This is a genomic window from Lysobacter capsici, assembly GCF_014779555.2.
In the GTDB taxonomy this organism is placed as follows: Bacteria; Pseudomonadota; Gammaproteobacteria; order Xanthomonadales; family Xanthomonadaceae; genus Lysobacter; species Lysobacter capsici.
Map to the genome: position 1 here is coordinate 570,318 of NZ_CP094357.1, position 23,579 is coordinate 593,896.

Here is a 23,579-nt window from a genome sequence, read left to right on the forward strand (position 1 = left end):
CGCATCAGACGTGTACGTCGAACAGGCGGCCGACCGCGCTCGCCGCGGCCATCGCCAGCGCGCCCCAGAACGCGACCCGCAGCGCGCCGCGCAGCGCCGGTGCGCCGCCGGCCCAGGCCGCGAGCGCGCCGGAGATCGACAGGCCGACCAAGGTGATCGGGATCGCGACCGCTTCGGTGCGGCCGGTCGGCGCCAGCAATACCGCGGCGATCGGCAGCACCGCGCCGCTCACGAACGCCGCCGCCGAGGTCAGCGCCGCCTGCACCGGGCGCGCGCGCAAGGTGTCGGTGATGCCCAGTTCGTCGCGCGCGTGGCTGCCCAGCGCGTCGTGCGCGGTCAGCTGTTGCGCGACTTCGTGCGCGAGTTCCGGCGTCAGCCCGCGCTGCACATAGATGCGCGCGAGTTCGGCCAGTTCGCTTTGCGGATCGTCGTCGAGTTCGCGCTGTTCCACCGCGATGTCGGCGCGTTCGGTGTCGGCCTGCGATTGCACCGACACGTATTCGCCGGCCGCCATCGACATCGCCCCGGCGACGGTGCCGGCGATGCCGCTGGTCAGGATCGCGCCCGGCGATGCGCCGCTGGCGGCGACGCCGACCACCAGGCCGGCGATCGAGACGATGCCGTCGTTGGCGCCGAGCACGGCCGCGCGCAGCCAGCCCACGCGCTCGGAGCGGTGGCGTTCGGGATGGCGGCTGCGTGATGTCGGCGTGGTCATGGCGACAGACTCAGCCAGCGGCTGGCGTGGCGATCGAGCGCGTTGGCTTCGAAACCGCGCACATTGCTCGCGACCAGATGCTTGGAGCTGTAGAAATACAGGGGAATCGCCGCGTTGTCGTTCAACAGGCGCTGCTCGGCCGCGCGCAGCCAGGCGTTGCGCGCGGCTTCCGAGTGCGCCGCATCGGCCTTGGCCAGGCGTTCGCGATAACCGGCGTCGTCGTAGCCCATCCAGTTCAGCGGCCCGTCGCTGCCGAACGCGGCGAGGAAGTTGCGCGCATCGGCCAGATCGCCGATCCAGCCGCCGCGGAACACCTGGGTGATGGTGCGCTGCTTGCGGTTCTGCACGAACACTTTCCATTCCTCGTTGCGCAGCCGCACCTGCACGCCGAGGGTCTGTCGCCACATCGCCGCGACCGCGAGGGTGAGGCGACGATGCGGGGTCGAGGTGTTGTAACGAAGTTCGATCACCAGCGGCTTGTCGTCCGAATAGCCCGCGTGACGGTACAGCGCGCGCGCATGTTCTTCGCGCTGAGTTTGACTCAACGACTGCCACGGCATCGCCGCGGGCGTATACCCGGCGATGCCCGGCGGAACGATGCCGTAGGCCGGGGTTTCGCCCAGGCCGGTGACGTAGCGGGTGAGCTTCTCGCGATCGATCGCCAGGGTCAGCGCGCGACGCAGCGCGAGTTCGCGATCCTCGCAGGGCGGCGTCGCGCAGGCGGCGCTGCGCAGCGGCGGTCGGGTCAGGTTGATGCCGAGCCAGAACGCGCCCAGGTACGGCGACAAGCGCAGTTGCGCGCCGAAGCGTTTGCGCAAGGCCGGCAACGGCTGCGGCGGCACCACCTCGGTGATGTGCAGGTCGCCGGCGGCGAAGCGTTGCAGTTCGGCGGCGGCGTCTTCGGTGACCTGGAAGCGCACGCGTTCGATCGCGACCGCGGCGGCGTCGTGGAAACGCGGGTTCTTCTCCACCACCAGGTTGGCCTGCGGCGTCCACGCGGCCAACCGGTACGCGCCGTTCGATACCAATCGCCCCGGCCGCGTATGTTGCGCGCCGTATTGTTCGACCGCGGGCAGATAAACGGGGAAGGCGATCGGCAAGGTCAGCAAGGCCGGCAAGCCGGCGCTGCGGTTCAGGCGGAACACCACGGTGCGCGCATCGGTCGCGCTCACGCCGAGCCGCTGCGGCGGCAGTTTGCCGGCCTGCACCGCCTGCGCGTTGTCGAGCGCGTCGAACAGTTCGCCGAACGGCGCGGCCGTGGCCGGAGCGAACGCGCGGCGGAAACTGGCGACGATCTGCTGCGCGTCGATCGGCTCGCCGTTGCTCCATTGCAGGCCTTCGCGCAGGGTGAAGGTCCAGCTGCGGCCGTCGGCCGAGACCGACCAGCGCTGCGCCATGCCCGGGATCAGCCGGCCGCGCGCGTCCTCGGTGACCAGGCCCTCGTACAGGTCGCGCAGCACGTTGCCGCAGGCCACTTCCTGGCAGCGGTGGGCATCCAGCGTGCTCGGCTCCGGGCCGTTGCCGCGTTCGAGCATCGTCGTCGCGGCCTGCGCCCGCGCGCCCGGCGCTATCAGCCACAGCAACGCCAGCGCCAGTGGCAAGGCCGCACCATAGCGTTGCAAGGCGGACGTTGTTCGGTGCAAGGCGGGGTCTACACTGCCGGGGGTCTTGCGATTGTAGGCGAGGTGCCGCATATCCAGACCCGAAACTGAGGCAATGTAGGTCGTCAGGTTTGCGCCGGTCCTCGCCCGTCGAGGCGCCGGCCGCGTCCGCTGGTTTGGCGGGCGCGAATTCCGCGCAGCGATGCGCGAGCAGGGCATAGTGCCTTGCAGCAGGTTTTTCTCAGCGAGGTGGATGTGTCCGGTCCCAGCCAGGTCAAGGATCTCGAGATTCCCGACATCAAGGGCGGCGCGCGCGCCGTGCTGGTGGATTACCTGGCCTCGGGCGTGCGCCCGGAGTCGGATTGGAAGATCGGCACCGAGCACGAGAAATTCGGTTTCCGTACCGACGACCTGCGGCCGCCGACCTTCGACGGCGATCGCGGCATCGAGGCCTTGCTCAAGGGCCTGGTCCAGTTCGGCTGGGCGCCGGTGGAGGAAAAAGGCCGGGTGATCGCGCTGACCCGCGACGAGGCCTCGGTGTCGCTGGAGCCGGCCGGTCAGCTGGAGTTGTCCGGCGCGCCGCTGGCGACCCTGCACGACACCTGTGTGGAAGCGGCGACCCACCTGCGCGAAGTGCGCACCGTCGCCGAGCCGATGGGCCTGGGCTTCCTCGGCATGGGTTTCCAGCCCAAGTGGCGCCGCGACGACATGCCGTGGATGCCGAAGGGCCGTTACAAGATCATGCGCGACTACATGCCCAAGGTCGGCTCGCTCGGCCTGGACATGATGACCCGCACCAGCACCGTGCAGGTCAACCTCGACGTGCGCGACGAAGCCGACATGGTGAAGAAGTTCCGCGTGTCGCTGGCGTTGCAGCCGATCGCCACCGCGCTGTTCGCCGATTCGCCGTTCACCGAAGGCCAGCCGAACGGCTATCTGTCGTACCGCTCGCACATCTGGACCGACACCGACCGCGACCGCACCGGCCTGCTCGATTTCGTGTTCGAAGACGGCTTCGGTTACGAGCGCTATGTCGATTACCTGCTCGATGTGCCCATGTACTTCGTCTACCGCGACGGCACCTACATCGACGCGGCCGGGCAATCGTTCCGCGATTACCTCGAAGCCAAGCTGCCGGCGTATCCGAATCAGCGCCCGACCTTGAAGGACTGGGCCGACCACACCACCACCGCGTTCCCGGAAGTGCGGCTGAAGAAGTATCTGGAAATGCGCGGCGCCGACTCGGGCCCGTGGAACCGGATCTGCGCGTTGTCGGCGTTCTGGGTCGGCCTGCTGTACGACGCCGACGCGCTCGACGCGGCCTGGGACCTGGTGCTCGACTTCACGCCGGCCGAGCGTCACGCCTTGCGCGACGGCGTGCCGCAGCATGGCTTCCACCTGCCGTTCCGCGACGGCAAGGTGCTGGACCTGGCGCGGCGCGCGCTGGAAATCTCCGCGCACGGCTTGAAGCGCCGCGCGCGCTTGAACCACAACGGCGCGGACGAATCGATCTATCTCGAACCGCTGACCGAGTTCGTCGCGATGGGCAAGAGCCCGGCCGAACGCAAGCTCGAACTGTTCCATGGCGCCTGGGGCGGCAGCGTGGATCCGGTGTTCAAGGAATTCGCGTACTGAGATCGCACTAGCGATCGGCGCATGCGCTTCACATTGAGCGCATTCGCCCAACACCATCCGTCACTCGACCCCATGCTTTTCCCCCCTTTGCAAAAGGGGGGCAGGGGGGATTCGCTTTTCCCGCAAGATCCCAGCGAACACCCTTCAATCAGCGCAGCGGCTCTTACCGCCAGACCGCCATCTCACCCCGCAAACCGCACCTCCCGCGCATCCACCACCCGCGCCACCGTCCCCAGCATCTCCAACGCCGCGTCATGCAGCCGCGGGTTCGCGCTCGCGCAGGCATCGCCGATCACCTGCACGGCGAAATCGCGATCGTGCGCATCGCGCGCGGTGGTCTGCACGCCGGTTTCGGTGCTTACCCCGCAGATCGCGAGACGGCGGATGTCGGCCGCGTGCAATCGCGCGGCCAGGTCGGTATCGAACAGGGCGCTCACCCGCGGCTTGGTGACGATCCAGTCGCGCGGCGCCACCACTACCTCGGCATGGAACTGCGTGCCCCAATCGCCGTCGCGCAGCGCGCCCAGCTCGGCAGCGCGGCCGAACAACGGCGATTGCCGCGGCGCGTTGGAGTAATCCGGCGCGAACGCCACCCGCACCATCGCGACCATGGCGCCGGCGGCGCGGGCGCGTTCGCTCAGCGCATTGACCTTCGCGATGAGGCCGCGCTCGCGCACTGCCGCGGCGGCGCGCGCGATCTTGCCGTCGGGGTGGACGATGTCGTTGATCAGGTCGATCACGATCAGGGCGCTGTGGCTGGTCGCGATGCTCATGCGGGATCTCCGGGGTTGGAATTCGCGGCGACGGGCGCCGCGCGGCGGCTGCCGCGCAGCGCGGCGATCGCGCCGGCCACGATCAGCGCCGCGCCGATCAAGGTCGCCGCGCGCGCCGCATGCCCGAACAGCAGCCAGTCCAGCGCCGCGCTGACCGGGACCGCCACATACATAAGCGGAGCCAGTGTGGAGGCGTTGTCCATGCCGCGATACGCGAGGTCGCGCAGCGACTGACTGCCGAGGCTGCACGCGGCCATGCCGAGCAGGGCCAGCACCAACACCAGCGGCGGCTGCGCGGCGAACGGCTGCGCCGGCATGCGCCAACAAGCGATCAGCGCCAGCGGCAAGCCGACCATCGCCGCCTGCAGATACAGCTTGAATTGAGTACGAAACGGCGGCTGATGCTGGGCGCTGCGGTAGAACAGCACCTGCGAGGCGGCCATCGCGAAGCCGCCGAACAACGACACCAGCGCGTTCGCGTCGAGCCCGTGCCGGCCGGGCTGCAGCACCACCAGCACGCCGGCGAAGCCGACCGCCAGGCCGTACAAGGTCGAAGGTTGCAGGCGTTCGCCGAGCCAGGCGCGCGCGATCAGCGGGATGAACAAGGGCCCGGTGTTGTACAGCAGCACCGCGTGCAGCAGGTCGCCGCGCATCGCCGCGAGCACGAAACAGCCCTGCGACACGATCACCGCGACCGCGCGCACCCAGCCGGGCCGGTCGGCGAACGACCACACCGCGCGCCAGTCCTCGCGCCGGGCCAGCCCGACCAGGATCAAGCCGGGGATCGCGAAGCGCAGCCAGGTCACCAGCTCCGGCGGCAGACCGCGGGTGTAGCGGCTGAGCAGCCCGAGCAAGGCCAGACAGACCGAGGCTGAGGCCATGAGGCCGGCGCGAACAACCAAGGAACGCGACGGCGAACGTACAGCCGAAGAAATCAGAGGGGCAGCAGACATATGGTAAAGATAAACCCGCCAGACGCCCTTAAAAATCAACAAAACCCACAACAGTGGTAAGTAAAAATGACCACGGACGACCCATCCCCCAGACGCCTGCCCCCCCTGCGAGCCCTGCAAGCCTTCGCCGCCGTGGTCCGCCACGACGGCATGCGCCGCGCCGCCGAACACCTGCACCTGAGCCACGCCGCCTTGAGTCAGCACGTCCAGCACCTGGAGGAAGCCTTCGGCCTGCGCCTGCTCGACCGCAGCGGCGGCGGGCGCGCCCGGCCGACCGCGTTGGGCCGCGAATACGGCGAGGCCTTGATCGCCGGCTTCGAACAGATCGAAGCGGCGACCGCGCGCCTGCGTCTGCGCGGCGACGAGAGCCGCCGGTTGGTGCTGGGCGCGCCGACCAGCCTGAGCGTGAGCCTGCTGTTGCCGCGGATCGAGGAGTTCGGCGCCGATGCCGGCTTCGACCTGCAATTGTTCTGCCCGGCCGCGGCGGCGGATCTCGCCCACAGCCGCATCCACGCCTTGCTGATGCACGGCGACCCGCGCGAACAGGGACTGCAGGGCGAGTTGCTGTTCGAGCAGGCCTTGCTGCCGGTGGCATCGCCCGAGTTGATCGCGCGCCTGGACCCGCGGCGTTGGTGGCAGGACGCGACGCCGGGCGTGCGCGTGCTGCATGTGGTCAGCGACGGTTGGCGGCACGATTGGCCGGCGTGGTTCGGCGAGGATCCGTCGACCTGGCCGCTGCCGCATCTGAGCCTGTCCTCGCCGATGCCGGCGATCAGCGCCGCGCTGGCCGGACAGGGCATCGCGCTGATGTATCCGCGCCTGATCGCCGATCGACTGGCCAGCGGCGAATTGCGCGCGCTGCCTTCGCCGTATCCGGCGCAGCTCAAACGGCTGTATCTGGCGTGGTTGCCGCAGGCGCAGGGCAGTGGGCGGCTGGAGCGGGTGCGCGATTGGCTGGGGGAATTGTTGGGAGCCAGCGCGGCGATCTGAAACAAAAACGTCGCGGCTGAAGCCGCTGCCACAAAAGACCTCGCGGCCACGCCCACTTTCTGTGGGAAGGGCTTCAGCCCCGACGCTTTCCGCTCAGATCGCCAGGCCCTACATGCTCTCGGCGCGCTTGCTCAATTCCTTGAGTCGATCCAGCGCCGGCTTGTTCATCCGCCGCGCATACGCCGGCAAGCGCTTGGCTCGCGTCTGCGCCTGCTCGCACAACTCGCGCGCGCGGCCGAGTTCGCCCCAGCCGATCAGGCCTTCCACGTAATGCACGTGCGCGTCGAAACCGCTGCTGTAACCGACCAGGGCTTCGAATTCCTCCTTCGCCTTGGCCTTGTCGCCGCCCGCCGCGACCGCGCGCGCATAGGTCAGATGGCCTTCGGGCGAGCGGAAATCCGGCTTGCGCGCGATCAGGTCCTCGAGCATGTGCCGCGCCTGCGCGGCGTCGCCGGCTTCCAGCAGCGCGTGCGCGAGCTTGACCTGGATCTGCGGATCGTCGCGATGGATGCCGCTGAGCGCGGCGCGGTACAGCGGCAATGCGTCGCTGGCGCGGCCGGCGCCGAGCAGCGCGTCGGCCAGGCGCATGCGGTTGTCGGTGGTGGCCGCGGTGTCGTACGCGTCCTGCGCCTCGCGCAGCTCGCGGCCCGGGTCGAGCAGGCGCCGCACGTTGCCGGCCAGTGCGCGGCCGTGACGGGTATGACGCTGCTCCGGCAGCCAGATCGCCACGCCGTAGACCACGCTGCCCAGCAGCGGGAACATGAAGAGGATCATCAGCCAGTAGCGGTCCTGGCCGCTGCGCACCACGTGCACGGCGAAACACAGCGCGACGATGACGTGCAAACCCAGGCCCAGGTACGGCATGACGCGATCCTTGCGAAAGAAGGGCGAAAACGGACGGCCGATAGTTTCGTGATTCCGGTCGCAGCGCGCCAGGGGGTTCGGACGCCGCTCGTCGCCTCGTCGGCGGCGCGCTCGCCCGTGCATTCGTGGCTCAGGCCGAGGCGCGACCGGCCGCGTGCCCGAGGCGGCCGGGCGCGACGGCAGTTGTCCGGAGCGCTGTCGCCAATCCGTCACAGCTGCAACCGTCGGCACATCGCGCATGACGTGCTGTAGCCTTTAAGCCATGAATGTCCTCCTCGATACCAGCGACGAACCGCTGCGTGCGGTTGATTTCGCCTCCACCGACGCCTTGCTGCGCGACGACGTCAAGACCCTGGGCGCCCTGGTCGGCGAAATCCTCGCCGAACAGCGCGGCCCGGCCTTCCTCGACGATGTCGAACGCCTGCGCCGCGCCGCGATCCGCCGCCGCGAAGCGCAAGCGCCGATCGGCGCGCTGGCCGAGGTGCTGGCCGATATCGATCTGGACCAGGCCAGCGATCTGGTGCGCGCCTTCGCCACCTATTTCCAGGCGGTCAATCTGGCCGAGCGCGTGCACCGCATCCGCCGCCGCCGCGACTACGAACGCAGCGGCGCCGGCGCCCAGCCCGGCGGCCTGCGCGACGCGATCGGCCTGCTCGCGCGGCAGGGCGTCAGCGCCGAGGAAGTCGCCGCGTTGCTGCCGCGGCTGCGGATCGAACCGGTGTTCACCGCGCATCCAACCGAAGCGGTGCGACGCGCGCTGCTGGAGAAAGAACGCACCATCGTCGGCTGTCTGGTCGCCGACATCGACCGCAACCGCACCCCCACCGAACGTCGCGCCGATCGCGAACGCATCCGCCTGGCCCTGACCGCGAGCTGGCAGACCGCCGAAGCACCCGCGGCCAAGCCCAGCGTCGCCGACGAGTTCGAACACGTCGGTTTCTATCTGTCCGACGTGCTGTACCGGGTGCTGCCGGTGTATTACGAAACCTTCGAGGACGCGCTGCGCGAAATCTACGGCGAGCGCTTCGGCGAAGGCGGCGCGGCCTTGCCCGACGTGCTCGGCTTCGGCACCTGGGTCGGCGGCGACATGGACGGCAATCCCAATGTCGGCGCCGACACCATCGCCGCGACCTTGTCCGGTCAGCGTGCGCTGGTGCTCAATGCCTATCGCAACGACCTGGCCTCGCTGGCCGAATTGCTCAGCCAGTCGGTCACCCGCGTGCGCATCGACGACGCGGTGCTCGCGCGGGTCGAGGACTACCGCTACCAACTGCCGAAGGCGGCCGCGCTGCTCAAGCCGCGCCACGCCGACATGCCGTACCGCAACCTGCTCAGCCTGATGGCCGCGCGCCTGCAGGCCACGGTCGAGGAAAGCGTGCACGGCTATCCCGACGCGCCCGCGTTCCTGGCCGACATCGCTCTGATCGAACGCAGCCTGGCCGCCAACCAGGGCGAACACGCCGGCGGTTTCGCGGTGCGCCGCCTGCGCCGCCGCGCCGAGTGCTTCGGCTTCCATCTGGCCAGCCTGGACCTGCGTCAGGACTCGGGCACCCACGACGCCGCGCTGGCTGCGTTGCTCGATATGCCCGACTGGGAATCGCTGGACGTGGCCACCCGCGCCACCCGACTGCACAGCCTGCTCGACGGCGACGCGCCGCCCGCGCGCGCCGCGGCCAATGCCGCGCAGTCCACGCTTGAGGTGTTCCGCGCGGTCGCGCGGCTGCGTCCGCGTTACGGCGAGCGCGCGTTCGGTCCGTACATCGTCAGCATGAGCCGCAGCGCCGCCGACGCGCTGGCGGTGCTGGCGCTGGCCAAGACCGCCGGCTGCGTCGACGGCGACGGCCGGGTGCCGCTGGATGTCGCGCCGCTGTTCGAAACCGTCGACGACCTCGACGCCGCCGCCGACACCTTGCGCGCGCTGTTCGCCGATCCGATGTACCGCGCTCATCTGCGCGCGCGCGGCAATCGCCAGGTGGTGATGCTGGGCTATTCCGACAGCGCCAAGGACGGCGGCATGGTCGCCTCGCGCTGGGCCTTGCAGCAGACCCAGATCGCGCTGACCGCGCTGGCCCACGACAGCCAGGTGCGGATCGCGTTCTTCCACGGCCGCGGCGGCTCGATCAGCCGCGGCGGCGGCAAGACCGAGCGCGCGGTGATCGCCGCGCCGCGCGGCTCGGTCGACGGCTACCTGCGTCTGACCGAGCAGGGCGAAGTGATCCATCGCAAGTACGGCATCCGCGCGCTGGCGCTGCGCAATCTCGAACAGACCACCGGCGCGGTGCTGCGCGCGACCCTGCGTCCGCGCGCGCCGGAACCGCGCGAAGCCGGCTGGCGCGCGATCGCCGCCGAACTGGCCCAGCGCGCACGCGCGCACTACCGCGCGCTGGTGCACGAAGACCCGCAGTTCCCCGCGTATTTCCGCGCCGCCACGCCGATCGACGTGATCGAGCGGCTGCGCATCGGCTCGCGCCCGGCCAAGCGCGCCGGCGTCGGCGACATCGGTTCGCTGCGCGCGATCCCGTGGGTGTTCGCCTGGTCGCAGAACCGCGCCGGTTTGACCGCGTGGTACGGCGTCGGCACCGGCCTGGAACGCGCGCTGGCCGAACACGGCCGCGACGCGCTGGCCGAGATGGCGCGCGACTGGCCGTTCTTCGGCACCTTGATCGACGATCTGGAAATGGTCCTGGCCAAGTCCGACCCGGCGATCTTCGAACGCTATTCGATGCTCGCCGCCGACCTGCCCGAAGGCGACCTGCATGCGCGCTTCCATCCCGGCATCGCCGAGGAATTCGAACGCACCCGACGCGCGGTGCTGACGATCAAGGGCAGCGAGGAGCTGTTGCTGGGCGATCATCGCCTGCGCCAGTCGATTCGTCTGCGCAACCCTTATGTCGACCCGATCAGCCTGTTGCAGGTCGACCTGCTGGCGCGCTGGCGCGCGGCGGGACGGCCGGACGACGGCCTGCAGCAAGCCTTGGTGGCGACGGTCAACGGCATCGCGGCTGGGGTGCAGAATACCGGTTGAGCGCGAACGGTCCGTATCGACGAATCGACCCGCAGCCGCCTGTAGGAGCTGCGTAAGCTGCGACCGCGAATCCACAACGACGCCGCAACTTTCGTCGTAGCCGCAACGGCGCGGTCGCGGCTTACGCCGCTCCTACAGTCGGCCCAGGTGCCGACGACGCAATCGGACAGATTTTTCGACCAACGACGAAACTCCCCCAGCCCCCCTGTAGGAGCTGCGTAAGCTGCGACCGCGAATCCACAACGACGCTGCAAGTTTCGTCGTAGTCGCAACGGCGCGGTCGCGGCTCACGCCGCTCCTACAGTCGGCTGACGCTCCTACGATGAGACCGAACAAACTTCGCCGGCCGACGAATGTTTATGGAATTCGCGAACTGCCGCAACGCGCCCGCTTTGTCATCGACTCGTCGTGCTAATTTTCCGCGCGTCGCCACCGGGCGGCGCCGCTGCGGCCCGCGGCTACAGGGGGTGGTCGCCACTTCTGATACGTGCATAGAAGGCTCCCCCATGACTTCTCGATTTTCTTCCGTCGGCCTCGCCATGGCGAGTGCGACGCTGCTGGCGCTCGCCAGCGCCCACGCGTCCGCGCAAGCCCAAGACGCAAGACCCACATCAAGCGACACCGCCATCCATCGCGCGACCGGCGACGGCAGCCTGGACCCGAGTTTCGGCAATGGCGGCCTGGCGCAGACCGACGCGCCGGAGCGCTTCCACTTTCCCAAGGCCATGGCCATCCAGCCCGACGGCAAGATCCTCGTCGTCGGGCATATTTCGAACCCGCCCGACGATCCGTTCGGCAACTGCCGGCTGACGCGCTTTCTGGCCAATGGCGCGCTGGACCGCGATTTCGGCATCGACGGTTCGATACGCACTGGCGCGATCGGCGACTACGCCAATTGCAACACGCTCGCGGTGCTCGGCGACGGCAAGATCGTGATCGCCGGACATACCACCAAGACGACCTTGGTGATGCGCTACCAGGCGAACGGCGCGCGCGATCTGTCGTTCTCCGACGACGGCGTGCAGACCACGAGCTTTCTCGACCTGGGCTTCCCCGAGCCCAAGGTGTGGGACATGGCGATCCAGGCCGACGGTCAGATCGTCGTCGCCGGCTATGCCTTCGATTGGCGCGGCGATCTGCCGCGAAACCAATTCATGCTCGCGCGCTACAGGCAGGATGGACAGCTCGACGAAGGTTTCGGCGACGGCGGAAGAATCCTGACTTCGTTCGCCGACTACGCCAGGTCCGACGCCATGGGCAACGATCTGGTGATCCAGGCCGACGGCAGGATCGTCGTGACCGGCGCGCTTGGCGGCACAGGCGTCTACGCGACGGCGATGGCGCGCTATCTGCCCGACGGCCGTCTCGATCCGGAATTCGGCGAGCACGGCCGGCTCGCGTCCCTTGTCCCGGGAATGCATCGCGGCAGTCTCGATCTGGCGCTGCAGGCCGACGGCAAGCTGATCATGGCGCGCGGACTGACCGGACACGGCGAGCACTGCGCGGTGATGCGCTACTTCGCCGACGGCCGCGTCGATCCGAGCTTCCGGCGCGAGGTGTTCGATGGCGTGATCACCGCGCTCGCGATCCAGGCCGATGGCAGGATCCTGGTGGCGGGGCAATCGGACTTCGGCGATCCCAACCATCCCGATAATCCGCGCGGCCATCTGATCCGGCTCAATCCCGACGGTTCGATGGACGAGAGTTTCCAGCTGGGGCCTTTCAGGTTCGGCGGAAAGAACGAATTCTTCCACGGCGTGGCCGCGCAGCACGATGGCAGGGTGGTGCTGATGGCCGACAGCAAGAAAGCCGACAACAGCTTCGACATCGGCGTGGCGCGACTGCGCACGAGCACCTACTGCATCGCCGACCTGTTCAACCCCGGTCGTTACCTGGGTTTCAGCGACAGCGGCTGGTTCGCCACCGCCAATCGCGATCGCAACGGTGCGGGTTTCGGCCTGGTGGGGCAGGGGCGGACGTTCGCGATCGCGGGTCGGGATTCGCAGCTGCATTTGTTGAAAGCATCGATTCCCGGGGCGGCCTCGACCGTCGCGGTCAATGGCGCGGCCTTCACCCGCGACGCGAGACTCGGCTGGGGACTGGCTCAGGTGGCTGCGGCCGGCACGCCGCGCGCGAACTACGCGGTGCTCGATCCGGCGATCAACGATTCCGCGTGCAGGGTCAGGCCCGGCCGATAGGAGCCAGGCGGCCGGATTCGTTTTCGAACGAATCCGGTCCGGTCGTCGCGCGCGGGCGTGGTGGTAGCTGGCATATCGCTGCGGCGCGAAGCGCGGCGCGGCGATCGTCGATGTATCGGCGCTTCGCTCGGTTCCTTGGCGAAGCACCGTGGCGATCCCGCTTTCTTCCATGCAACGCGGCTGTGCATGCGGCCGCAAGATCTCAGGCTTGGTGGCGCTGTCCGTAGTTTCCTTGCCCAGGGCCGTCACGACGCTTGGCCGGCGCGAGCGATCTGATACTATCCCCCAGTATCCAGTGCCGACCCGCCGCTGCCGCGTGAGACCGCCGCCATGCCGCATTCCCCCGCCGAGAAAAAACGCGTGCTCACCCGGGTGCGCCGCATCAAGGGCCAGACCGAGGCGCTGGAGCGCGCGCTCGAGGCCGGCAGCGAATGCGCCGCGGTGCTGCAACAGATCGCCGCGATCCGCGGCGCGATCAACGGTTTGATGTCGGAAGTGCTGGAAAGCCACATCCGCGAAGAACTCGGCCAGGCCGTGTCGTCGCAGAAAACCCGCAGCGCCAGCATCGACGAAGTCGCAGCGTTGGTGCGTTCGTATCTGAAATGAATCCGTTGCAGTCGCGCGCTTCGCATCGATCCGCGCGTCGCCGCATCGCATCCTCGCCATCCCTATCCTTTCCCGCCCCACGCGGCGCCACCGCAGGAGAATCCTTCCCATGAGCCGGACCATCAAAAGCCGCGCCGCCGTCGCCTTCGCCGCCGGCCAGCCCTTGCAGATCGTCGAGATCGACGTCGAGCCGCCGCGCGCCGGCGAAGTGCTGGTGCGCATCACCGCGACCGGCGTGTGTCACACCGATGCGTTCACCCTCAGCGGCGACGACCCGGAAGGCTTGTTTCCGGCGGTGCTCGGCCATGAAGGCGGCGGCGTGGTGGTCGAGGTCGGCGAAGGCGTCACCAGCGTCAAGCCCGGCGATCACGTGATTCCGCTGTACACGGCCGAATGCCGCAAGTGCAAGTTCTGCCTGTCGGGCAAGACCAATCTGTGTCAGGCCGTGCGCGCGACGCAGGGTAAGGGCGTCATGCCCGACGGCAGTTCGCGTTTCAGCTATGAAGGCAAGCCGATCCATCACTACATGGGCTGCAGCACCTTCAGCGAATACACCGTGGTCGCCGAAGTGTCGCTGGCGGTGGTCAATCCGCAGGCGCCGCTGGAAAAAGTCTGCCTGCTCGGCTGCGGCGTCACCACCGGCATCGGCGCGGTCCACAACACGGCGAAAGTGCAGCCCGGCGATACGGTCGCGGTGTTCGGACTCGGCGGCATCGGTCTGGCGGTGATCCAGGGCGCGGTGCAGGCCAAGGCCGGGCGCATCATCGGCGTGGACACCAACGCGGGCAAGTTCGAACTGGCCAAGGCGATGGGCGCGACCGACTGCGTGAATCCGAAGGATCACGATCGTCCGATCCAGGACGTGCTGGTCGAGATGACCGACGGCGGCGTGGATTTCAGTTTCGAATGCATCGGCAACGTCAACGTGATGCGCGCGGCGCTGGAGTGCTGCCACAAGGGCTGGGGCGAGTCGGTGATCATCGGCGTGGCCGGCGCGGGCCAGGAAATCAGCACGCGTCCGTTCCAGTTGGTGACCGGGCGCGTGTGGCGCGGTTCGGCGTTCGGCGGGGTCAAGGGCCGCACCCAGTTGCCGGGCATGGTCGAGCAGGCGATGAAGGGCGAGATCGATCTCGATCCGTTCATCACCCATACGCTGCCGCTGGAGCGGATCAACGAGGCCTTCGATCTGATGCATGAGGGCAAGTCGATTCGCACGGTGATTCATTACTGATCGCTTGCGGCCCTCACCCCAACCCCTCTCCCGCCAGCGGGAGAGGGGCTAATGACGAGTTGTGTCCTTCTCCCGCGAGCGGGAGAAGGTGCCCCGAAGGGGCGGATGAGGGCCGCGGCGCTTCGCTGATCGGCGAAAATCGAGAGAGGGCACCATGCAAAAAATCGAATCCCACGCCTGCTTCGGCGGCCGCCAGGAAGTCTGGAGCCACACCGCCACCACCCTGGGCTGCACGATGCGTTTCGGCGTGTACCTGCCGCCGCAGGCCGAGCGCGGCGATTGTCCGGTGCTGTATTGGCTGTCAGGCCTGACCTGCACCGAGCAGAACTTCATCACCAAGGCCGGCGCGCAGCAGTTCGCGGCGCAGCACGGGGTGATCCTGGTCGCGGCCGATACCAGTCCGCGCGGCGAGGGCATGCCCGATGCCGAGGGTTACGACCTGGGCCAGGGCGCGGGGTTTTATCTCAACGCGACGCGGCCGAAATGGGCGGCGAACTTCCGCATGTACGACTACGTGGTCGATGAATTGCCGGCCCTGGTCGACGCGCATTTTCCGACCACCAGCGCGCGCGGCATCAGCGGGCATTCGATGGGCGGGCATGGCGCGTTGATGATCGCGTTGAAGAATCCGGGCCGCTATCGCAGCGTGTCGGCGTTTTCGCCGATCGCCGCGCCGTCGCATTCGCCGTGGGGCGAGAAGGCGTTCACCGCTTATCTGGGCGAGGACCGCGAGGCGTGGAAGGCGTGGGATGCGACTGCGTTGGTCGCTGGTGCGCGCGAGCGGTTGCCGTTGTTGATCGACCAAGGCGGCGACGACGAGTTCCTGGCGCCGCAGTTGAAGCCGGAGTTGTTGCGGGTTGCGTGCGAGGTGGCCAGGCATCCGCTGGAACTGCGCATCCGGCCGGGATACGACCATAGTTATTACTTCATCGCCAGTTATATCGGCGAGCATGTTGCGCATCATGCCAAGGCGTTGCACGGCTGAGAGTTGCTTGCCCTCACCCCGGCCCTCTCCCGCAAGCGGGAGAGGGAGTAATCCGAAGTGATCGATGCAAGCGGCAGACCGGGAGGTATCCCGAGTAGCCCGCGCCCTTCTCCCGCGACGCGGGAGAAGGTGGCCCAAAGGGCCGGATGAGGGCCCGCGGCCCTTACGACTTCTTCGGCGGCGGCAACGCCTTCGCATGCACCTTGTTGCCGTCGGCCAGCAGCGCGTTCGGCGCCAGCACCACGGTGTCGCCGGCCTGGATGCCGGTCAGCACTTCGACTTCGTTGCCCAGGTTGCGACCCAGGGTCACGTCGCGATACGACAAGGTCGAGTCCGCCTTCAAGGTCACCACCTGCACGCCGGTCGCGCGCTGGATCACCGTCGACACCGGCAACACCACCGCCGGCGCGACGCGCGGCAGGTGCAGGCGCGCGGAACCGACCATGCCGGCCGGGATGCGGCTGTCGGGATTGGGCAGGCGCAGCTCGGTGCGCATCACGCCGGCGTCGCGCGAGAGCGTGCGCGCGCTGCGCGCGACCTGCGCCTTGAACACCTGGCCGGGCAATTCCGGAAAGCTCACGTCGGCTTCCAGCCCGTTCTGGATCTGCATCGACACGTTCTGCGGCACGTCGACCACCACCCGCAGCGGATCGAGCACGGCGATCTCGAACATCGGTACCGTCGAGGACGCCGAATCGCCGACCACCCGATCGCCGCGTTCGACATTGCGCGCCACCACCACCCCGGCGAACGGCGCGCGCACCGACTGGAACGACTGCCGTTCCAGCGCCGAGGTCAGCCGCGCCTGGGCCGCGTTGCGCGCGGCCACGGCCACGTCGTAATTGCCCTTGCGGTCGCTGAAGTATTCCTTCGACACCGCGCCGGTACCGATCAGGGCCTGGGCGCGGTCGTAGTTGACCTTGGCCAGTTCCTGATCGGCGGCGGTCTGCGCCAGCAGCGCGCGCGCTTCGCGCACCGATTGATCGATCTCCGGCGCCGAGATCGTCGCCAGCACCTGGCCCGCGTCGACCTTGTCGCCGAGTTCGACCTTGCGTTCGCTGACGAAACCGGTCGCGCGCGCGTACAGCTGCGCCGACTCGCCGGCCTGCGCGCGCGCGGGCAGGGACAGATCAAAGGCGGCATCGGCGGCCTTGGCCTGCACCGTGAGCACTTCGGGCAGGGCGTTGGCCGGCGTGGTCTCGGCGTCGCTGCGGCTGCAGCCGGCGAGCACGGTCAGCAGCGCGGCGGCGAGGGCGAGGCTCAGGCCGGCCCGGTCGAGCGGGTGGGAGACACGGATCGAGCGGTTCATGGAGCGACTCCTGCGGGGGCGCCGGCGCTGTCGGAGGATTCGTCCTCGACGCGCGGCTTACGACGGCGGCCGACGACGGCCAGGATAGAAGGAACGAGAATCAAGGTGGCGGGCGTGCCGAACAGCAGGCCGCCGATCACGGCGCGGCCGAGCGGCGCGTTCTGTTCGCCGCCGTCGCCCAGGCCGATCGCCATCGGGATGATGCCGAGCACCATCGCGCTGGCGGTCATCAGCACCGGACGCAGGCGCACCGCGGCCGATTCGTACGCGGCCAGTTCGGGATCGTGACCGTCGGCGATCAGGCCGCGGGCGAAGCTGGTCACCAGCACGCTGTTGGCGGTCGATACGCCGATCACCATCATCACGCCCATCAGCGCCGGCACGCTCAGCGGCGTACCGGTCACCCACAGGCCGACGGCGGCGCCGGCGATCGCGATCGGCAGGCCCGACATCGCCACCGCGGGTTGAATCCACGACTGGAAATTCACCACCAGCACGAGGAACACCAGGATCGCCGACATCACCAGACCGGTCGCGAGTTCGCCGTAGGCGCTCTGCATCTCGCCGGCCTGGCCGACGATCTCGATGCGGTTGCCGGGCTTGAGCTTGGCGTTGAGTTCGCCGGTGATCTTCGTGAGCTGGTCGTAGATTGAACCCAGGTCGGTGCCTTCCACGTTCGCGATCACGCTGATGGTCGGCGCCAGGGTGGTGCGGGCGACGCTGGCCGGCACCTGGCGCGCGGTGACCGTGGCGATGTTGCGCAACAGCACCGCTTCGCCGTTGGCGCCGATGCGCAGCGGCGAATTCATCAGCGCGTCGATGTTTTTCAGATTGTTGATCGGCGCCTGCACCTGCACGGTGTAGGCGATCGCATTGACGGTGTCGGTCCAGTACACCGGCGACACCGTGCCGGCCGAGCCGAGCACCGCGAGCACGGCGCGGCTGGCCTGCTGCGCGTCCAGGCCCAGTTGCGCGGCGCGGGTGCGATCGATCTTGACCTGGTATTCGGGCAGATCGAGCACCTGGCGCAAGGCGATGTCGACCGCGCCGGGCACCTTGTGCAGGCGTTGTTCGATCTCTCGCGCCATCGCCAGGTTGCCGGGCACGTCGCGGCCGATCAGGCGCACTTCGAACGCCGCCGCGGCCGAGCCGGCCAGGGTGCGGCTGGTCGCGTCCGGCGGACGCTCGAACAGCTTGGCTTCGGGGAAACGTTCGGCGATGCGCTTGCGGATCTTGACCAGATAGTCGTGGCTGTTGGCGTGCGGCGAGCGCAGCTGCAGCATGATCTCGGCTTCGAACGAACCCACCACCGCGCTGTCGACCAGCGACAGGTTGATCGCGTCGGGCACGCCGATCTGCTCGTACACGGTCTGCAATTCCTGCGGCGGAATGATCGTGCGGATTTCGCGCTGGATCTCGCTGAGCTTGGCCGCGGTTTCCTCCAGGCGGGTGCCCGAGGGCAGCCGCACCTGCATGCGCAGCTGGCCGGCGTCGACCTGCGGGAAGTACTCGCGGCCGAGCGAGGCGGCGGCGAGCGCGCCGACGCCGAACACCAGCACCGCGACCACGGTCAGCACCAGGCCGTGATGACCGAGCTTGATCAGCAGCGCGTGGTGCTTGTCGCGCAGCGAATCGAGCACGTGCTCGACCTTGTGGTTGATCTTCAGCAGCAGCTTTTCCGGCGCCCAGCGCGGATTGGCGCGGCTCTTGATATCGGCCGGCAGCAGCATGTAGCAAAGCACCGGGATCAGCGTGCGCGAGAGCAGGAACGAGGCCAGCATGGCGAAGATCACCGCCAGCGCCAGCGGGGTGAACACCCACGCCGACAGGCCGGTCATCAGCAGGATCGGGGTCAGCACGATGCAGATCGAAATGGTCGAGACCATTTCCGGGAACACCACTTCCTTGGCGCTGTCGAGGATCGCGGTGCGCACGTCCTTGCCCAGGGCGATGTTGCGGTTGGTGTTTTCCACGTCGACCACCGCGTTGTCGACCAGGATGCCGATCGCCAGCGCCAGGCCGCCCAGGGTCATGACGTTGAAGGTGTAGCCGAGCAGATGCAGCATCGCGATCGAAGACAGCAGCGCCAGCGGAATCGCCGACAGCACGATCATGCTCGAGCGCCACGAGCCGATGAACATCAGCACCACCAGCGCGACCAGCAGGCCGACCAGCAGCGCTTCGTGTTCGATCGAGCTGATCGCGTTGTCGACGAACACCGACTGATCGAAGATCGCGTGGATGCGCGTGCCCGGCGGCGCCGAGGCTTCGATCTCGGGCAGGCGCTCGCGCACCGCGCGCACGATCTCGACCGCGGACGCGCCGCCGAGCTTGATCAGCGCCACCGACACCGCGCTGGAGCCGTCCATGCGCGCGACGTTGGTCTGCAGCGCGCCGCCGTCGCGCACCGAGGCGACGTCGCGCACGTAGATCACCGTGCCGCCGCGCGACACCACCGGGATGTCGAGGAACTCGGCCGCGGTCGCCGGGCTGGTGTCGATCGAGATCTGCATCTCGCGCTGGCCTTCGCGGATCGAACCCGACGGCAGGGTCGGGCTGCCGCGCTCGAGCGCGCCGGTCACGTCGGCCGGGGTCAAGCCGTAGGTCTGCAGCTTGGCCGGATCGAGATCGACCATGATCTGCCGCGGCGCGCCGCCGTAGGGCAGGGTCATGCGGATGCCGGGAATGGTCTGGATCTGCGAACGCAGCTGCAGGCGCGCGTAGTCGTACAACTGCGCCTCGGTCAGCGAATCCGACGACAGCACCAGTTGCAGCACCGGCGTGCTCGACACGTTGTTGCGCACCACCAGCGGCGGCGAGGTGCCCGGCGGCATGCGCCGCAGGATCGTCTGCGAGACCGCGGTGATCTGCACCAGCGCGCGGTCCAGGCTCACGGTCGGCTGGAAGTCGATGCGCACGATGCTGGCGCCGTTGATCGTTTCCGATCGCACTTCCTTAAGGTCGTCGACGGTGTTGAGGATCGCCGCCTCGGAGAACGAGGTCATCTTCGCCGCGACGTCGGCCGCCGGCAGGCCGGTGTAGGTCCACACCAGATTGATCGAGGGAATCCCGACCTCGGGGAGGATGTCGGTCGGCATCTTGCGCGCCGACAGCACGCCGAACAGCAGGATCAGGATCGCCAGGACGCCGATCGTGTAACGGCGGCTCAGGGCGTATTGAACAATCCACATCGTGAGGGGAATCCGAGTGAGGGAGCCGACGGCTGGATGAATGGTGCGAAGTGTCCGCGCCTGGCGATCGGGCCGCAGCCGTGTCGCGTGGAACGGTTCGTATGCAGGCCGCAACGCTGGCGATGCGTCGCGCAAGGAACGGTGAAGAGCCGAACGATGAAGAAGCGAAAACCTGCGGGCACTCTAGGCGCGGCACGCGTACGCGAAGCTGTCGTTTGGCTGACAAATTCGTCAGTTGCGCGGACGGGGCGATGCGAGTGCGCGATGCGATCGCTCGCGGGTGACGTATGCGCGCGATCGTCAGCGTGTCGAGTGTTGGGTCGTGTCGAGTGTGGGGTTGGGTGGACCTCGCTCGCTGTTGGACCGGCGGCATCCGTTCGTGTTTCGCCCGGCCCGCTCCGGGGTCTGCGCGACCACCGCCGCTACCCGGCGTACCGTCGAGGCGGGCGTCGGGTCAAAGGTCGTCGCCCAGCGTTCGCTGGCCAGGGTGCTTCGGGGGAGTGCGGTTACGTTAGTCCGTGGCTCGCGCGTGCGTTAGTACATTACTGTCGCATCGTTGCCTATTTCTGCAATTTGGCCGGATCGGCACAGCTTGCGGGCAGATTTCTACCGATCGCGGCATCGGCCGGTATTCCTCGGGAACCCCGGGACATCAAGACGTTCGTCTGATTCGCCGTGGCAGCGCGTTGTGGTGGCTGGCGAAGCGGACGGATTGCCTGATCGAGCGGCGCCCGCAGGTCGTTCGCTGCCGGCCCGAGGCGGCGCGGGCATGGCATCGGCGCCGCGGGCGAACGCGCGGCCATCGATCAGGCGATTGGGCGGCCCCGGCTTCCCAGGCGCGCGGCCGCTGGCATACTCGACGCTCACGGAATCGCTCGCACCGAGCCGCGGCACGACAGGGAGACAGACGTCGATGGTCAACACCCGGATCCCGGCCTGGCTGGCAGCGGCGATGCTGTTGCCCGCAACCGGCTTGTTCAGCGCATGCGCCGCGAAACAGCCGCACGAACTCTCGCCCCCATCCGAACCTGTGAAGGTCAGCGCCGCCATGTCCGAAACCACGTCGTCTTCGCTGCCCGCCGCCGGCGGGTCAACGCTCACGTCCCAGGAAGCCGGGCACCGGCTGTTGAAGTTGATCGACAGCCTCAAGACGCCGGCGGATTTCAGCCTGGACCGCTTCAAGGCGGTCATGCGCCTGCCCGAGCCGCCGGGCGGTGAGGCGGGCGAACGCGAGCCTGGTTACGAAGGGTTTTCCGAAGCGATCGCCGGCAGCGACTGGTCGCAGACCATCGCCTACTCGGACGATGCCTCGGCCGCGGACGCGAAGAGGATCGAATACCGCCTCGACTACGACGGCGCTCAGGCCGATCAGGACCAGCTCGATCTGGGCCCGGCCTGCGCGATGGATTACGCGGCCTATCGGCGCGCGCTGCTCGACATGGGATTCGAGGAAGGCCCGGCGACACCGAGCAAGGTCGAATACGCCACCCGCGGCACCCTGGCGCACGTGTTCCGGCGCGGCGGCGTGAACGTGGACATCGTGACCCAGCGCGAATCGGCCGCGTCCGAAGCCAAGCGCGCGCATGCCTGCGTGCGCAGCATCGAGGTGCGCCCGAGTGCTTATGACGCAGCCAAAGAGGAGGGCTAAGCCATGCCCGGTCCCAATCCTCAGCTGACCGCGGCGCTCGATCAGTTCGCGCTGGAACCCGGCGTCACCCCGGCGCAGGCCGCGCAGTTGCGCGCGGCGATCACCGCCACCCCGACCTTGTTGAGCAGCCTCAATGCCGACGCGGCCAACGGGCATCTGCGCAGCTTCGCGCTGGCGCCGCCCGGGCCGGCGTCGATCGGCCAATACGACATCGCCAGCGGCCGGGTGACCTTGCCGGCCGAAGTGCTGACCGGCGCCACGCCGGTCAACCCGGACCTGCGCGCGGTGTTGAAGTTGCAGGACATGAGTCTGCGTTTCGCCCACACCGCCAACGTCACCGCGGACATGCACGCCAACCTGGAGCGCACCCTCAACGGCTCGCCGGTGTTGGTCGATCAGTTCAAGGACGCGGTGCGCAACGAGACCCAGCGCGAATTGCGCGGTTTCGCGCTGCATACCGCGCCCGGCGCCGGCGGCAGTTACGATCCGGCCACTCGGGTCATGAACCTCACGCCCGCGAGCCTCACCACCGCCAGCTTCGATCAGCACAACATGAGCTTCGTGCTGGGCCACGAGATGGAGCACGGCTTCAACCGCGCCGGCTCGGAGCGCGCGCGCGACCGCTTCGATGCGCAGGCGCGGCAGATCGCCGGCGACGCCAACCCGATCAACGACTACACCGCGCCGAGCGTGCGTTGGATGCAGTCCAATCGCAACGACGAAGCCGAGGCCCACATCGCCGGCTGGAACGCGATGCTGAGTTACGAGAAACAGCGCAGCGGCAATCCGAACGCCGGACTGACCGAGATGTGGAACAACGCCAACCGCGGACGGGTCGAGGATTTCCTCGAACTCGATGCCGCCGGCGCGCCGGTGGCGCGGGCCAATCTGAGCTTCAACGCCGACAACAGCCTGACCAGTTCGCCGACCAATGTCGCGACGATGGGCCAGTACTACTTCGATCAGAAACCGGTGGGAACGCCGGGCGTCGCCGCGCACGCCACGGTCGGTCTGGGGCCGCACGGCCATTCGGATTACGCCAACATCTATGGCGCCGAAATCGTCGGGCGCGCGATCTGGATCGAGCGGAGCGTCGCGGTGCCCAAGCACGGCGCCGCCTCGCAGATGCATCTGAACTTGAACAGCCTGGGCGTGAACGAAACGCTGTTGGAGGAGAACGGCATCTTCATCCGGACCAGCGCCGGCCCCGGGTCGCAGGCGTATCGCGACACCAGCACGACGCCGTCGGTGGCGGGCCGGTTCGATCACACCTTCGACGGTCCGAACCAGCATCAGCACGTGCCGATCGATGCGCCGCTCGCGCGCGAAGGCGAGCGTTCGGTTCCGGGCGGCACCGGCGAGGGGCCGGCGCGCAACGAGTCGGCGCCGGGCCGCGCCGCGGTGCTGTCCGATCCCGAGCATCCCGGGCATTCCATGTACAACAGCGCGCTGCAGGGGCTGCGGCACTCGGTCAATATCCCGCCGGGGACCTTCCAGCCGCACGACGAAGAGCGCCTGGCCGCCGGCATCGTCGCGCAGGCGCTCAATCAACGCGACGCCTTCCCGGCGGCGCGGATCGACCATGTGGTGTTCAACCGCGACCGCAGCATGCTGATCGGGGTGCAGGGGCCGCTCAACGACCCGACCCACCATCTGGCCGGCGTGAACGTGCAGCGTGCGATCGCGACGCCGATCGAACAATCCTCGCAGGCGAGCCAGCCCGGCTTGCAGTCGCAGCAGCAGGTCCAGGAGGCCGCCCGCATCCAGGCCGAGACCCAGGGCGCGCAGGCGCAGGCGCGCGGGATGCAGCAGTAGCCTGGCGGCGTTGGTTCGAGCGTCCCGGCCGTGCCGAGCC

At 68.4% G+C, this 23,579-nt stretch carries 16 protein-coding genes; 9 read left to right on the top strand and 7 right to left on the bottom strand.

Going from position 1 to position 23,579, the window contains the following annotated elements:
- Positions 1 to 4: 4 nt before the first annotated feature.
- Positions 5 to 715 (bottom strand): VIT1/CCC1 transporter family protein, encoded by a 711-nt coding sequence (locus IEQ11_RS02310; RefSeq protein WP_191822928.1) that lies wholly within the window; start codon positions 713 to 715, stop codon positions 5 to 7.
- Positions 712 to 2,337 (bottom strand): peptide ABC transporter substrate-binding protein, encoded by a 1,626-nt coding sequence (locus tag IEQ11_RS02315; RefSeq protein ID WP_191822929.1) that lies wholly within the window; start codon positions 2,335 to 2,337, stop codon positions 712 to 714. The genes IEQ11_RS02310 and IEQ11_RS02315 overlap by 4 nt, the downstream gene beginning before the upstream one ends.
- Before the next feature lie 234 nt (positions 2,338 to 2,571).
- Between IEQ11_RS02315 and IEQ11_RS02320 the strand changes: the two genes are divergently transcribed.
- Positions 2,572 to 3,951 carry a glutamate--cysteine ligase gene (locus IEQ11_RS02320; protein WP_425494658.1) on the top strand — a complete coding sequence of 460 codons (1,380 nt, stop codon included), beginning with the start codon at positions 2,572 to 2,574 and terminating at the stop codon, positions 3,949 to 3,951.
- Positions 3,952 to 4,133: 182 nt separating this feature from the next.
- On the opposite strand, the gene IEQ11_RS02325 is transcribed toward IEQ11_RS02320, so the two are convergent.
- Both IEQ11_RS02325 and IEQ11_RS02330 read right to left on the bottom strand, forming a co-directional pair.
- Positions 4,134 to 4,724 (bottom strand): cysteine hydrolase family protein, encoded by a 591-nt coding sequence (locus tag IEQ11_RS02325; RefSeq protein ID WP_191822930.1) that lies wholly within the window; start codon positions 4,722 to 4,724, stop codon positions 4,134 to 4,136.
- Positions 4,721 to 5,605, bottom strand: a complete 885-nt coding sequence (locus IEQ11_RS02330; protein ID WP_046659818.1) for a DMT family transporter — start codon at positions 5,603 to 5,605, stop codon at positions 4,721 to 4,723. Before IEQ11_RS02330 ends, IEQ11_RS02325 begins: the two co-directional genes overlap by 4 nt.
- Before the next feature lie 138 nt (positions 5,606 to 5,743).
- On the opposite strand from IEQ11_RS02330, the gene IEQ11_RS02335 reads away from it, so the two are divergent.
- Positions 5,744 to 6,667, top strand: coding sequence for a LysR family transcriptional regulator (locus tag IEQ11_RS02335; RefSeq protein WP_191822931.1), 924 nt, complete (start codon positions 5,744 to 5,746; stop codon positions 6,665 to 6,667).
- Positions 6,668 to 6,775: 108 nt separating this feature from the next.
- On the opposite strand, the gene IEQ11_RS02340 is transcribed toward IEQ11_RS02335, so the two are convergent.
- Positions 6,776 to 7,531, bottom strand: a complete 756-nt coding sequence (locus tag IEQ11_RS02340; RefSeq protein ID WP_191822932.1) for a tetratricopeptide repeat protein — start codon at positions 7,529 to 7,531, stop codon at positions 6,776 to 6,778.
- Positions 7,532 to 7,793: 262 nt separating this feature from the next.
- Between IEQ11_RS02340 and ppc the strand changes: the two genes are divergently transcribed.
- The 5 genes from ppc to fghA all read left to right on the top strand — a co-directional run bounded on the left by ppc (position 7,794) and on the right by fghA (position 15,576).
- Positions 7,794 to 10,556: a phosphoenolpyruvate carboxylase gene (gene ppc / locus IEQ11_RS02345; protein ID WP_056115450.1), complete on the top strand. Its 2,763-nt coding sequence runs from the start codon at positions 7,794 to 7,796 to the stop codon at positions 10,554 to 10,556.
- Between the two features lie 506 nt (positions 10,557 to 11,062).
- Entirely contained in the window at positions 11,063 to 12,754 is a 1,692-nt protein-coding gene (locus tag IEQ11_RS02350) for a hypothetical protein (protein ID WP_191822933.1), read from the top strand.
- A 330-nt stretch (positions 12,755 to 13,084) separates the two neighbouring features.
- Positions 13,085 to 13,360 (top strand): formaldehyde-responsive transcriptional repressor FrmR, encoded by a 276-nt coding sequence (frmR, locus tag IEQ11_RS02355; protein WP_036108252.1) that lies wholly within the window; start codon positions 13,085 to 13,087, stop codon positions 13,358 to 13,360.
- A 121-nt stretch (positions 13,361 to 13,481) separates the two neighbouring features.
- A complete protein-coding gene (locus tag IEQ11_RS02360) occupies positions 13,482 to 14,591 on the top strand; it encodes an S-(hydroxymethyl)glutathione dehydrogenase/class III alcohol dehydrogenase (RefSeq protein ID WP_096418098.1) in 1,110 nt (369 codons plus the stop codon).
- 154 nt (positions 14,592 to 14,745) lie between these two features.
- On the top strand, positions 14,746 to 15,576 hold the full coding sequence (gene fghA, locus IEQ11_RS02365; protein WP_191822934.1) for an S-formylglutathione hydrolase: 831 nt from the start codon (positions 14,746 to 14,748) through the stop codon (positions 15,574 to 15,576).
- 163 nt (positions 15,577 to 15,739) lie between these two features.
- On the opposite strand, the gene IEQ11_RS02370 is transcribed toward fghA, so the two are convergent.
- Both IEQ11_RS02370 and IEQ11_RS02375 read right to left on the bottom strand, forming a co-directional pair.
- Entirely contained in the window at positions 15,740 to 16,885 is a 1,146-nt protein-coding gene (locus IEQ11_RS02370) for an efflux RND transporter periplasmic adaptor subunit (RefSeq protein ID WP_057920556.1), read from the bottom strand.
- Positions 16,882 to 20,076 (bottom strand): efflux RND transporter permease subunit, encoded by a 3,195-nt coding sequence (locus IEQ11_RS02375; protein ID WP_191822935.1) that lies wholly within the window; start codon positions 20,074 to 20,076, stop codon positions 16,882 to 16,884. Before IEQ11_RS02375 ends, IEQ11_RS02370 begins: the two co-directional genes overlap by 4 nt.
- A gap of 814 nt (positions 20,077 to 20,890) precedes the next feature.
- On the opposite strand from IEQ11_RS02375, the gene IEQ11_RS02380 reads away from it, so the two are divergent.
- Entirely contained in the window at positions 20,891 to 21,724 is an 834-nt protein-coding gene (locus IEQ11_RS02380) for a hypothetical protein (RefSeq protein ID WP_191822936.1), read from the top strand.
- A gap of 3 nt (positions 21,725 to 21,727) precedes the next feature.
- Positions 21,728 to 23,539, top strand: coding sequence for an XVIPCD domain-containing protein (locus tag IEQ11_RS02385; RefSeq protein ID WP_191822937.1), 1,812 nt, complete (start codon positions 21,728 to 21,730; stop codon positions 23,537 to 23,539).
- The last annotated feature ends 40 nt before the right edge of the window (positions 23,540 to 23,579 follow it).